This window comes from Mesorhizobium sp. M0960, from assembly GCF_040319055.1.
GTDB lineage: Bacteria > Pseudomonadota > Alphaproteobacteria > Rhizobiales > Rhizobiaceae > Mesorhizobium.
Genome location: NZ_JAMYNN010000001.1, coordinates 443296 through 454752, shown reverse-complemented (window position 1 = coordinate 454752; position 11457 = coordinate 443296). Strand labels below are relative to the sequence as shown.

12 protein-coding genes and 1 other RNA gene are annotated in these 11457 nt (G+C 62.7%); 2 read left to right on the top strand and 11 right to left on the bottom strand.

Translation table 11 applies throughout. The features are described from left to right. Window positions 1–12: 12 nt before the first annotated feature. From NKH63_RS02320 to NKH63_RS02300, 5 genes are all read right to left on the bottom strand, one after another. Window positions 13–1530 (bottom strand): DegQ family serine endoprotease, encoded by a 1518-nt coding sequence (locus NKH63_RS02320; RefSeq protein WP_023720807.1) that lies wholly within the window; start codon window positions 1528–1530, stop codon window positions 13–15. Between the two features lie 143 nt (window positions 1531–1673). Further along, the gene (gene hflC / locus NKH63_RS02315) at window positions 1674–2636 is read right to left on the bottom strand and encodes a protease modulator HflC (RefSeq protein WP_023720808.1); all 963 of its coding nucleotides are present in this window, start codon (window positions 2634–2636) and stop codon (window positions 1674–1676) included. Beyond that, window positions 2636–3730, bottom strand: a complete 1095-nt coding sequence (gene hflK, locus NKH63_RS02310) for an FtsH protease activity modulator HflK (protein WP_023720809.1) — start codon at window positions 3728–3730, stop codon at window positions 2636–2638. The genes hflC and hflK overlap by 1 nt, the downstream gene beginning before the upstream one ends. 160 nt (window positions 3731–3890) lie before the next feature. Continuing rightward, window positions 3891–4409, bottom strand: coding sequence for a dihydrofolate reductase (locus NKH63_RS02305; RefSeq protein WP_023720810.1), 519 nt, complete (start codon window positions 4407–4409; stop codon window positions 3891–3893). Beyond that, window positions 4409–5416: a DUF4424 domain-containing protein gene (locus tag NKH63_RS02300; RefSeq protein ID WP_352482991.1), complete on the bottom strand. Its 1008-nt coding sequence runs from the start codon at window positions 5414–5416 to the stop codon at window positions 4409–4411. The genes NKH63_RS02305 and NKH63_RS02300 overlap by 1 nt, the downstream gene beginning before the upstream one ends. Window positions 5417–5557: 141 nt before the next feature. Here NKH63_RS02300 and cobF point away from each other — a divergent pair, with 141 nt between their 5' ends. Beyond that, window positions 5558–6331, top strand: coding sequence for a precorrin-6A synthase (deacetylating) (gene cobF, locus NKH63_RS02295; RefSeq protein ID WP_352482990.1), 774 nt, complete (start codon window positions 5558–5560; stop codon window positions 6329–6331). A gap of 33 nt (window positions 6332–6364) precedes the next feature. Here cobF and NKH63_RS02290 read toward each other — a convergent pair whose 3' ends face one another. The 6 genes from NKH63_RS02290 to NKH63_RS02265 all read right to left on the bottom strand — a co-directional run bounded on the left by NKH63_RS02290 (window position 6365) and on the right by NKH63_RS02265 (window position 10902). Next, window positions 6365–6706 carry a winged helix-turn-helix domain-containing protein gene (locus tag NKH63_RS02290; protein ID WP_023676697.1) on the bottom strand — a complete coding sequence of 114 codons (342 nt, stop codon included), beginning with the start codon at window positions 6704–6706 and terminating at the stop codon, window positions 6365–6367. Window positions 6707–6787: 81 nt separating this feature from the next. Continuing rightward, entirely contained in the window at window positions 6788–7900 is a 1113-nt protein-coding gene (gene modC, locus NKH63_RS02285; protein ID WP_023720813.1) for a molybdenum ABC transporter ATP-binding protein, read from the bottom strand. Beyond that, on the bottom strand, window positions 7897–8601 hold the full coding sequence (modB, locus tag NKH63_RS02280; protein WP_352482989.1) for a molybdate ABC transporter permease subunit: 705 nt from the start codon (window positions 8599–8601) through the stop codon (window positions 7897–7899). Before modB ends, modC begins: the two co-directional genes overlap by 4 nt. Window positions 8602–8616: 15 nt before the next feature. Beyond that, complete coding sequence (modA, locus tag NKH63_RS02275) at window positions 8617–9408, bottom strand: molybdate ABC transporter substrate-binding protein (protein ID WP_352482987.1); 792 nt, start codon at window positions 9406–9408, stop codon at window positions 8617–8619. A gap of 274 nt (window positions 9409–9682) precedes the next feature. Continuing rightward, window positions 9683–10477, bottom strand: a complete 795-nt coding sequence (locus NKH63_RS02270) for a thymidylate synthase (protein ID WP_352482986.1) — start codon at window positions 10475–10477, stop codon at window positions 9683–9685. Window positions 10478–10590: 113 nt separating this feature from the next. After that, window positions 10591–10902 carry a DUF2853 family protein gene (locus NKH63_RS02265; protein ID WP_352482985.1) on the bottom strand — a complete coding sequence of 104 codons (312 nt, stop codon included), beginning with the start codon at window positions 10900–10902 and terminating at the stop codon, window positions 10591–10593. 162 nt (window positions 10903–11064) lie between these two features. Between NKH63_RS02265 and ssrA the strand changes: the two genes are divergently transcribed. Beyond that, window positions 11065–11420: a transfer-messenger RNA gene (gene ssrA, locus NKH63_RS02260) on the top strand. Window positions 11421–11457: the final 37 nt, after the last annotated feature.

The window sequence follows — 11457 nt, the reverse complement described above, 5'->3', positions numbered from 1 at the left end:
GCTCTTCCGGACTCAATCCATCCGGATTGTCACAAACCTCAGCTCGCCGGTCTTCGACGCCAGCATCAAAAGCGCGTTCTTGCGCCCTTGCTCCTTCAGCGCGCCGATCCGGTCCATGACGTCCTTGGGCGTGGCGACCGATTCCTGCGCGATCTCGGTGATCACCTCGCCCGGCTGGATGCCGCGTTCGGCAGCGGCTGAATCCTTGGTGACGTCGGTCACGACGACGCCGGAGACGTCGGCGGCGATGCCGAATTTCGTGCGCGTCTCGTCGTTGAGCTCGCCGATCGTCATGCCAAGCACGGCAGCCGTCGAAACGGCAGGCGCCTTGTCGGCATCGTCCTGGTCGGTGTTGCCGTTTTCACCGCCGCTGGCAAGCTTTTCGCCGTCCTCGAGTCGGCCGAGCGTCACCTTCACGGTCTGCTCGACCCCCTTGCGCACGATGATCACGTCGACCGCCTTGCCGACCGGGCTTTCCGCCACGACGCGCGGCAGGTCGCGCATTTCATGGATGTCCTTGCCGTCGAACTTGATGATGACGTCGCCGGCCTGGATGGTGCCGTTGTCGACCGGTCCGCCCTTGATGACGCCGGCAACCAGCGCGCCCTTGGCGGTCGCCATGCCCAGGCTTTCGGCAATGTCGTCGGTCACCGGCTGGATGCGCACACCGAGCCAGCCGCGCCGCGTCTCGCCGAACTGGCGAAGCTGGTCGACGACGCCCGAGGCGAGCTGCGACGGAATGGAGAAGCCGATGCCGATCGAGCCTCCCGACGGCGAGATGATTGCCGTGTTGATGCCGATGACCTCGCCGCTGCTGTTGAACAGCGGTCCACCGGAATTGCCGCGGTTGATCGCGGCATCGGTCTGGATGAAGTCGTCATACGGGCCGGAATTGATGTCGCGATTGCGCGCCGAGACGATGCCGACCGTCACCGTGCCGCCGAGACCGAACGGATTGCCGATCGCCATCACCCAGTCGCCGACACGCATCGTGTTGGAATCGCCGAACTTCACCGCTGTCAGCTTGTGCCCTTTCGGATCGACCTTCAGCACCGCGACGTCGGTCTTGGTGTCGGTGCCGACCAGCGTCGCCTTGAGCGTCACCCCGTCGGAGAAATTCACCTCGATGTCGTCGGCATCGGCAATGACGTGGTTGTTGGTCACCACGATGCCCTGCTCGGCGTCGACCACAAAGCCGGAGCCCAGCGACTGCACCTTTTGCCCGCCGCCGCCCTTGTCGCCGCCACGGTTCTTGAAGAAATCGTCGAAGAAGTCCTGGAAGGGTGAGCCTTCCGGGAGCTGCGGCATCGGCACGGCGCCCGGACCCTCCGTGCCCTTCACCGTCTGCGAAGTCGAGATGTTGACCACCGCGCCGAGCAGGCCGGCGGCGAGATCGGCAACCGAGGGTGGCCCGTCGGCTGCCACTGTCGGCGTCACGAACGACGGAACGGCAACTGCGCCGACCAGAAGCGCAGCGGCCCCGGCGATGAACGTCCGCCTCGCTGCACGCAGAAGGGTGGTGGATGTCATCGAAAGGCCTCCGGGTGTTCTAAAAAAGCGCTTCGGCAAAAACGCCGCGTCGCGTCATGTTGGCAAGAAATAAGGCACGTTTGCGGCTACGGCTACCGCCAGAGGATAAATCCTCCGTTACGCCGGCTTCCCCTGCACCGGCCCTACTGGCCGGTGCCTGGCTGTGCCGCTGGCGCGGCGGGAGCGGGCGGCGCTGGCGGTGGTGCCGCCGGTGCCGCGAGCGTTTCCTTGCTGTTCGGGTCGCGGAAAAAGCGGAAGAACTCGGAATTCGGCGACAGCACCATCGTCGTTCCGGTGCTGTTCAGCGCCGTGCCATAGGCATTCATCGATCGATAGAAATCGAAGAAGGCCGGATCGCGCTGATAGGCCCCGGCAAACGTCGCGCTGCGCTGGGCTTCACCTTCACCACGCAGGATTTCAGACTCTTTTTGCGCTTCGGCGACGATTTCCACCACTTCGCGGTCGGCGCGGGCCCTGATCCGCTGCGCTGCCTCATTGCCTCGCGCCCTCAGCCGCTCGGCTTCGGCGAGACGTTCGGCCTTCATGCGGTCGAAGGTCTGCTGCGAGACCTCAGCCGTGAGATCGGTGCGGCGGATGCGGACATCCTCGATCTGCAGGCCAAGCGAGGTGGCGTCGGGCCTCAGTTGATCGCGTACCTCGCGCATCATCACGGCGCGCTCTTCCGAGAGTGCCGCCTCGAAGTCGCGCAGGCCGTAGACGCGGCGCAAGGCGGCGTCGAGACGCGTCCTCAGCCGGGCCTCGGCCAGTTCGATCTGGCCGGAGACCGCGGCGCGAAACACGCGCGGATCCGAGATACGATAGGCGATAAAGGCATCGACCTCATAGAACTTGCCGCCCGAAACCTGGACGCGGATGTTGTCGAGGTCGAAGCGCAGGACCCTGTTTTCGATCAGCTGCACGGTGTCGGCATCGAAGAAGGAGAACGGCGCCTTGAAATAGATGCCTGGCTGGTTCTTGACGTCGACGATTTCGCCGAACCTGAGCACCAGCGCCTGCTGGCGCGCATTGACGACGAAGACAGACGAATAGAGCAGGAACAGGATGACCGCGGCGATGACCGCAATGACGGGAAGACGGTTGGCCATCACTGGTTTCCTCCGGCGGCCGGTGCCGGCGCCTTCTGCTGCAATGCGGGCAGCGGCAGGTAGGGAACGACCCCTTGCCCATTGCCTTGCTCGACGATGACCTTGCTCGAATCCTTCAGCACCCTCTCCATTGTTTCCAGGTAAAGCCGCTTGCGCGTCACCTCCGGCGCCTTTGCATATTCGTCATAGACCGAGATGAAGCGCTGCGCCTCGCCTTCGGCCTCCTGCACGACCCGGTTCTTGTAGGCGGCCGCGTCTTCGCGGATCTGCGCGGCAGCGCCGCGCGCCTGGCCGAGCTTCTGGTTGGAATACTGATTGGCCTGCTCGACGAACTTGTCCTCGTCCTGTTCGGCCCGCTGCACCTCGTCGAACGCGTCCGCCACCTCGCGCGGCGGCGCGGCATCCTCGATCGAAATGGCGTTGACGTTGAGGCCGGCCTTGTAGCCGTCCAGCGTCGTCTGGATGATCTCACGCACCGACGCCGCAATTCCTTGCCGGTCGTCGCGGAAAATGTCCTGCGCCGGGCGCCGGCCGACCGCTTCACGCATCGCGCTTTCGGCGACCTGCTGCAGCATGCCGCCTGGGTCGGACACGTCGAACAGATAGGCCTTCGGGTCGGAAACCTGATAGGCCACAGAGAATTGCACGTTGACGATGTTCTGATCGCCGGAAAGCATCAGACCATTGCCGCTGGTGCTGCCGCCACCGATGCTGACAAGCTGCTCGGCGATGTTGGCGGTCTCGACCGTTTCAATGGGCCACCAATGGAAATGCAGGCCAGGCTGCGAGAGTTCCGCCTTCGGCTTGCCGAACCTGAGCTCCACCGCAACTTCGTCGGGCTGCACGGTGTAGACCGCCTTGAACGCCCACAGCACCACCAGCGCCGCAGCAATCAGCCCGAACACCGCCGGGCTCGCGCCACCGCCGCCCGGCAGTGCGCGCCGCAACCTATCCTGCCCACGCCGGATGATATCCTCGAGATCAGGAGGCGAGCCCTGCGGGCCGCTGGGTCCCTTGGGTCCCTGTCCCCAAGGTCCCTGATTGTTGCCGCCGCCCCACGGGCCGCCGCCGCCGCTCTTGTCGTTCCAGGGCATGAATGTCCTTTCGCTTGGAATTCCCTCAAGCGCCGGCTCACCGGCGCAAAATCCAATATTATTCTTCTATAGGGATGCAACGGCACGCTTTCAACGCGATCGGCTGCCGTCACAGTCCGCCTTTGGGTCCATTTAGACCTGTCGCGACGCTTTGTCGTCTTCAATTCACATCGCGGCGCCGCTCGTAAACCGAATAGCGTGTCGCATGGCTGTCCTTCTCACCGGCCTCAACCTCCTGTGAGTAGACTATCCGCCACAGTGCCGGGTCGATCGGCGGGAAATGAGCGTCGCCGTCGACCGCGGCCAGCACATGGGTGACGTGCAGCCGATCGGCCAGCGGCAGCGCCTGAGCATAGATCTCGCCGCCGCCGATGACGCAGATCTCGTCGGCGCCTGCCATGCAGCGCCCGCGCACCGTCGCCAGCGCGATTGCGTCCTCGATCGAGTGCGCGACTTCTACGCCCTCGGCGCGCCATGCCCTGTCCCGCGTCACCACGATGTTGAGCCTGCCCGGCAACGGCCGGCCGATGCCTTCATAGGTCTTGCGGCCCATGATGATAGGCTTGCCCATCGTATCGGCCTTGAACCGCTTGAGATCGGTGGAAAGCCGCCACGGCAACCCACCCTCGCGCCCGATCACGCCGTTCTCGGCGATGGCGACGTAGATCGCGAGGTCCATCAGCCGCCGTTCCCGCCATCGGATGGCTCCAGCAGCAATATGTCAACGTCGCGCTCGGGGTAGAAGTTCTGCGCCTTCATCTCGAACGTCGTCGGTCCGATCTTCCTGACGTTTTCGCCGCAAAACGAGACCAGGTTCTTCGGATCGCCCTTGTCGACGGTCAGCTTGAACGTGCCGATGTTTCCCGACGCCCAGTTGCCGCCCGTGGTCAGGATATAGGCGATGCGGTTCTCGAAATATTTGGGGTAGCCGTCGGGATCGTCCTTGGCTGCCTTGCGCACGGCGTTCTCGAACGTGTCATCCATGCAGTAGCGGGTCTTGTAGGGGGCATACTGGCCCTGGAACTGGCCGTCATAGAAGAAACTGACCGAGGAGGTGCCGCCGACGCTCGGCTTGTAGCGATGCGAGACATGCACCGCCTTGTTGGCCGGAAAGGTCGAGCGCCACCAATAGGTCGAGCGCAATTGCCAGAACGGCGTATAGACGGTCTTCATGCCCGAACCGTCATCGGCAGTGTCTTCGATGATGATGCCGCGGTTGACCCAGTCGTCGGTGACCGCTTGCGGCAGCTTTGCCAGCGCTGCCTTGGCCGCATCGCCGAATGGATAGAAAGGCACGCCCTGCGCCTCCAGGTCGGCGCCGATGTCGATGGCGAGCGCGAACACCTTCTGCTCGAGCTGCGGCTTTGCCGGCACCCCGTCGATCGTCACTTCGAAGCCGAGGAAATTGTCGCTCTGCGCCTCGGGAATCGCCGGTATTTCTTCGGGGTCGCCTTCGATGTCGGGCATCGGAAAGGCGACGATCGCATCGACATCCTTGTCGGTGTTGTTGCGGAAGACGTAATCGACCGTCACCCTTTCCGGCGAGATGTAGAGATCCTCGCTTTCCATCGCCACCGCATCGCTGCGCGACAGGATCAGCCCACCGGTGCCGAGTTCGGCGACCGAATCATTGGCGAGCGCAGGCGTAGCCGAGAGCGCCAACGCGGTCAGGACGTAACGGAACATGAAAACTCCCCCGGCGAGAATGCCAACATGACTCTAGCCGTTCAATGTGGCGTTTCAAAGCCTTTCGGCAAATGCGCCGGCGCCTGCCGGCATGTCGTGTCGGTCTAGACACGCCGGTCTCGATCGGGCAGGAGTTCCCTCATGCGCAAGCTTCTTGTCATCGGCATCGGCGCCGGCAATCCGGAGCACATGACGGTCCAGGCCATCAACGGCCTCAATCGGGCCGACGTGCTGTTCATTCCCGACAAGGGCGCCAAGAAGAACGATCTCGCCGAATTGCGCCGCCAGATCTGCGACCGCTTCGTCACCAATCCGAACTCGCGCCGCGTCGAATTCGATGTGCCGGTGCGCGCCGAGCCGGCGCCTTCTTACCGCTCGACCGTCGACGACTGGCACGAGGCGATCGCCGCGATCTATGAAGGCCTGATTCGCGGCGAACTCCCCGAAGATGGCTGCGGCGCCTTCCTGATCTGGGGCGATCCTTCGCTCTATGACAGCGCGCTGCGTATCCTGGAGCGCGTGCGCCTCAGAGGCAATGTCGCGTTCGAACTGGAGGTCATCCCTGGCATCACCGCCATCCAGGCACTCGCAGCCAGTCACAAAATGGCATTGAACCGCATCGGCGACGCCATTTTGATCACCACCGGCCGCCGGCTCGCCGAGGAAGGTCTGCCCGAAAACGCCGGCAGCACCATCGTCATGCTGGACGGCAAATGCGTCTTCAACACGCTGGCCGACAAGGACGTTAGCGTCCACTGGGGCGCCTATCTCGGCACACCCGACGAGATCATCATCTCGGGCCGGATTGGCGACGTCAGCGACGAGATCGTCGGCACTCGTGAGGAGGCCCGCCGGAAAAAGGGCTGGATCATGGACACCTATCTGCTGCGCAAGCCGGGCGAGCCTGAGGAGTGACAGGGATTGAGCGCGGCATGAATTCCGCCGAGTTCACGCAGCATCGATCTCGGCCTGCAGCGCCTCCATATGCGCCGCCGCTGCTGAAGACGCAGCCCGCTCGATCGCGCGGAAGCGGCTGACCACCGCAAGCCCGACCGACGTCAATTGGGCGCCACCGCCTTTCTTGCCGCCCGTCTGTGCCGCAACCAGCGGCTTGCCGAACACGCGGTTCATGTCCTCGACCAGATCCCAAGCGTGCTTGTAGGACATCTCCATGCCGCGCGCCGCGGCCGAAATCGAGCCGAAGGCAGCGATCTGTTCCAGAAGCTCGATCTTGCCCGGCCCGATGCGGCCATCTGGATCGAGATTTATCCGCAAGCTCAGCGACGGCATTTGCTCCTCCGCGGTCACGCCATTCTACAAGTTCTCCAGCGATACCGCTATTCCAAAACGATATAGCGAATCATCGGCCGTTCACCCATCCGCCTCGGCGGGGAGGCCGGCGCCGGTATTTGCCCGGTCGAAGCTCACCGTCTTGACCACCGCGAAGACCTTTCGACCAAGCTGGAGCCCTAGCGTCTGCCGCGACTGTTCAGTGATGCGGGCAAGCACGGTTGCGCCATTGCAGTCGATGCCGATCTCGACCGTAGGCCCTTCGCCCGGCTTTATCGCCATGATCGCGCCCGGGAATATGTTGAGCGCGCTGAGGCCAACCGGCTGCTCGGTGGCGATCATCACGTCGCGGGCGCGGATGCGGACGCGCACCGGCGCACCGACCGGCGTTGCCAGAAGCGGCACACGGATCTCGCCCGCCGCCGAGCCAAGCACGGTCATGCCAAACGCCTCGTCGTGGCGCAGAACCGCGGTATCCAGCACGGCACCGCCCTCGCCGCGCTCTTCGGCCGGCAATAGATCCAGACGCTGCATGATCACTCCGGTTGGACCGGAAGCAGCGACCTTGCCCTGCATCAGTACCACGACGTCGCTCGCCAACCGCGCCACTTCGGCGATCGAGTGGCTGACATAGACGATCGGGATTTTCGTCTCGTCGCGCAGCCGCTCGATATAAGGCAAGATCTCGGCCTTGCGCGCCTCGTCGAGCGACGCCAGCGGCTCGTCCATCAGCAGCAATTTCGGACTGGCAAGCAGCGCCCGGCCGATTGCCACGCGCTGCTTCTCGCCACCGGAGAGTTTTGCCGGCCGCCGGTCGAGCAGATGACCGATGCCGAGCAGTTCGACCACGCCATTGATATCCGCGTAGCGCTCAGCAGCCGGTGTGAACCAGCGGCCATAGCGCAGATTGCTCGCCACGCTCATATGCGGAAACAGCCGCGCGTCCTGGAACACCATGCCGATCCGCCGCTTGTGCTTCGGCATGAACAAGCCGGCATCGCTATCGACCAGCACACGGCCGTCGGCCGCGATACGGCCTTTGTCGGGGCGGATCAGCCCGGCAATCAGGTTGATCAGCGTCGTCTTTCCGGAGCCGGAAGGCCCGAACAGCGCAGTCAGCCGCCCGGCGCTTTCGAAGCGGGCATTGACGGCGAAATCGCCAAGCCGGTGGCTGATGTCGACCTGAACCGTCATTCGATGTCCATCCGCCGGCCGACGCGTCGCGCCAGCACTTCCGAGGCGACCAGTGCCGCCATCGAGATGACGATCGAGATCAGCGTCAGCCTGAGCGCGCCGGCGTCGCCGCCGGGAACCTGCGTGAAAGTGTAGATCGCCGACGGCAGCGTCTGCGTCTCGTTCGGAATGTTGGAGACGAAGGTAATCGTCGCGCCGAATTCGCCCATCGCCTTGGCGAAGGAGAGGATCGCACCGGCGATCAGGCCGGGCAGGATCAGCGGCAGCGTGATCGTGCCGAACACCCATAATGGATTGGCGCCGAGCGTGCCGGCGGCCGCCTCGATCTTACGGTCGACCGCCTCGATCGACAGCCGGATCGCCCGCACCATCAGCGGAAAACCCATTACGCCGCAGGCGAGCGCGGCGCCGGTCCAGCGGAAGGAAAAAACGATGCCGAAATGCTCGGCCAGGAAAGCGCCGGCCGGACCGCGCTTGCCGAAACTCAAAAGCAGCAAATAGCCGGTCACCACCGGCGGCAGGATCAGCGGCAGATGCACCAGCCCGTTGAGCAGTGTCTTGCCCCAGAACTGGCCGCGGGCGAGCACAAGGGCGATTGCTACGCCCGGCGGCAGGCTGGCAATCATCGCTACGGTCGCCACCTTGATGGACAGCCGGACCGCATTCCATTCGTCGGGAGCGAGATCCAGCAGCCAGCTCATGGTCAGGGCCGTTCGTCAGTTGCTCGGCGCGAGGATTGTAAAACCTTGCGCCTTGAAGAGTTCGCCAGCCTTGGCGGATTGCAGGCATTTCAGGAATGCCGGAGTATCCTTGCCCTTCGAATCCGCAAGCTGGGCAACCGGATAGATGATCGGCGGATGTGTATTGTCCGGGAAAGTGCCGACCACCTTCACGCCAGGCTCGGCATGCGCGTCGGTGGCATAGACGATGCCGAGTGCTGCCTCGCCGGTCGACACCAGCTTTAGGGCGGCACGCACATTCTCGGCCTGCGCCACGTTGCCTTCGACGGAAGACCAGACACCGAGCGATTCGAGCGCCGCCTTGCCGTATTTGCCTGCCGGCACCGCCTTGAAATCGCCCATGGCAAGTTTGCCGTCACCCACGAGCCCGGCAAGATCGAAACCCTTTTCAATCCTGGTTTCAACTTTGGAATCCTGCGGCGCGATCAGCACGATCTGGTTGCCGAGCAATTTCACTTCGGTGTCGGGGTTGGTCAGCTCCTTGTCGGAAAGATATTTCATCCAGTCGAGATCGGCCGAGATGAACACGTCCGCCGGCGCGCCGCTTTCAATCTGCTTGGCCAGCGCCGAGCTCGCCGCGTAGGAAATGGTTGCCGCCTCGCCGACACTGGCCTCGCAGGCCTTGTTGACGGCATCGAGCCCGTCCTTCAGGCTCGCCGCGGCAAACACGACCACCTTGTCATCGGCATGGGCCGCCGGCACCGCGGCCATCAGCATGGCAGCGAGACCCGCGATGGCAATCGTCGTCGAACCTTTGCGCGCCAGCATGAACTCTCCTCGTCTCGGATCGCCCGAAGCCGTCCATCGATATATCCATGTGAACATAACAAGGAAAGGCTCTTTACCAGGCGACGGCATTCTGAGCTGCGGTTTTCTCCGCCTGCGATAACCTCCTTTAGATACAGCGGTATCGAGGTCGAAGAAAATATCGCATGGACTCTGTTGCGCGCACCGCAGACGTCGGTCGATCAAGATGGATGCTGACAACGTCCGAGGGCGTAGCCGCAGTAGGCAATTTCGATATGCACAGTCAGGTAGGGTGCTAAACCGCGATCGGCGCCTTGATCGTCGCGTCGGCGAAATAGTTGTCGAGCCGGAAATCCTCGAAGCCGAAGGCAAAGAGATCCTTCACCTCGGGATTGATCCATAGCGTCGGCAACGCCTTGGGCGTACGCCGCAATTGTTCGCGCGCCTGCTCGAAATGGTTCGAGTAAAGATGCGCGTCGCCGAGCGTGTGGATGAAATCGCCGGGTTTCAATCCGGTCACCTGCGCCACCATCAGCGTCAGCAACGCATAGGAAGCGATGTTGAAGGGCACACCGAGAAAGATGTCGGCGGAGCGCTGATAGAGCTGGCAGGAAAGCTTGCCTTCCGAAACATAGAACTGGAACAGGCAGTGGCAGGGCGGCAACGCCATGGCCTCTACCTCGGCAGGGTTCCACGCCGAAACGATCAGCCGCCGCGAGTTAGGATTTTTGCGTATCTCCTTCAGAAGATTCGCAATCTGGTCGATGGCGCCGCCATGGCCGTCCGGCCACGAACGCCATTGCTTGCCATAGACCGGGCCGAGATCGCCATTCTCGTCGGCCCACTCATCCCAGATCGAGACGCCGTGATCGTTGAGATATTTGATGTTGGTGTCGCCGGCCAGGAACCACAAAAGCTCATGGATGATCGACTTGAGGTGCAGCTTCTTGGTGGTGGTGACCGGAAAGCCGCGGGCCAGGTCGAAGCGCATCTGGTAGCCGAATATCGAGCGTGTTCCGGTGCCGGTACGGTCGCCGCGATCTGCGCCGTTTTCCAGCACATGCTTCAGAAGGTCGAGATACTGGCGCATCGGCTCCGGTCCGATTCGGGTTGTCAGCCATCATAGCCGAATGACCGTCGGCCGAACACAGCAAAGCGAGACAATTCCAGCAGAAGCCTCGCCAGCATCAGCGGCGAGTTTGTTCAGAGCGAGCCGAGCATGCCCAGATCCTTGGCGACAAGATAATAGAACGTCACCCGGCTCTTGCTGTTGTCGGCCGCCATCGCCATGCAGGTCTTTTCGATAGCCGCATCCGCCTTGGCGCCGTCGGTGACACCGAGCTTGCCAGCGACCCAGCTGTTCCTGACGCGCTTCAGTTCCTCCGGGTCGGTGCAGGACACCAGCGAGGAATCGCGGTTCCTGAGCGCGATGCCCAGATGCTTGACGATCTTGGCGACCGCGTCGGCATCCGCCGCCGCATCATATTTTTTTACGTCTGCGAGATAATCGGCCATCGAATTTCCCCTCGTCGGCGCCACGGGATCCGGTCGATGAGGATTGTGGCGCGCTGCCGCAACTGTGCGCTGGGTCTCCTCACCGCCACAAAGCTTCGATTGAGACCGGCTGCAAGTCAACCCGTTGATGATCCACTTTGACACGGACGAAAGTGGCATTCCGGCCTTTCATTTTCCACCGCCAGTCCCTATATTCGCCTCGTCGGCTCGACCGACTATGGTGATAAACAGACGATGAAATAAGCCGTTCGGACCCGGGGGCGGTACCCGGCGCCTCCACCAAAAACCGCTGCTCAAGAGCGGCTTTTGCTGGGGGCGAAATAGGATCGACGAAGGTGTAAAGATCGTACTTTTGCCCGGCATTGTACCACCGTTATCGGGCTAAACTTATAGTTGCCAACGACAACTATGCGGAAGCACGTCTCGCCGCGTAAGCGGTGCGATAGCTTCAATTCAAGCCCTAGTGGTTCGCACTTCTAGGCGGGGTTCGGAGGTACCTGGCAACAGAAACCTCCATTTCTTCTTTTTTGATATGTGCAGCTGCAGGCCTCGCCG

Bases quoted from the DNA above. Each gene is read 5' to 3' on its own strand.
- cobF (WP_352482990.1), top strand. From the start codon at position 5,558: ATGCGCAAGCTTCTTGTCATCGGCATCGGCGCCGGCAATCCGGAGCAC.
- modC (WP_023720813.1), bottom strand. From the start codon at position 7,900: ATGACGGTTCAGGTCGACATCAGCCACCGGCTTGGCGATTTCGCCGTC.
- NKH63_RS02305 (WP_023720810.1), bottom strand. From the start codon at position 4,409: ATGGACCTCGCGATCTACGTCGCCATCGCCGAGAACGGCGTGATCGGG.
- modB (WP_352482989.1), bottom strand. From the start codon at position 8,601: ATGAGCTGGCTGCTGGATCTCGCTCCCGACGAATGGAATGCGGTCCGG.
- hflK (WP_023720809.1), bottom strand. From the start codon at position 3,730: ATGCCCTGGAACGACAAGAGCGGCGGCGGCGGCCCGTGGGGCGGCGGC.
- NKH63_RS02300 (WP_352482991.1), bottom strand. From the start codon at position 5,416: ATGTTCCGTTACGTCCTGACCGCGTTGGCGCTCTCGGCTACGCCTGCG.
- NKH63_RS02320 (WP_023720807.1), bottom strand. From the start codon at position 1,530: ATGACATCCACCACCCTTCTGCGTGCAGCGAGGCGGACGTTCATCGCC.
- hflC (WP_023720808.1), bottom strand. From the start codon at position 2,636: ATGGCCAACCGTCTTCCCGTCATTGCGGTCATCGCCGCGGTCATCCTG.
- NKH63_RS02265 (WP_352482985.1), bottom strand. From the start codon at position 10,902: ATGGCCGATTATCTCGCAGACGTAAAAAAATATGATGCGGCGGCGGAT.
- NKH63_RS02290 (WP_023676697.1), bottom strand. From the start codon at position 6,706: ATGCCGTCGCTGAGCTTGCGGATAAATCTCGATCCAGATGGCCGCATC.
- modA (WP_352482987.1), bottom strand. From the start codon at position 9,408: ATGCTGGCGCGCAAAGGTTCGACGACGATTGCCATCGCGGGTCTCGCT.
- NKH63_RS02270 (WP_352482986.1), bottom strand. From the start codon at position 10,477: ATGCGCCAGTATCTCGACCTTCTGAAGCATGTGCTGGAAAACGGCGCA.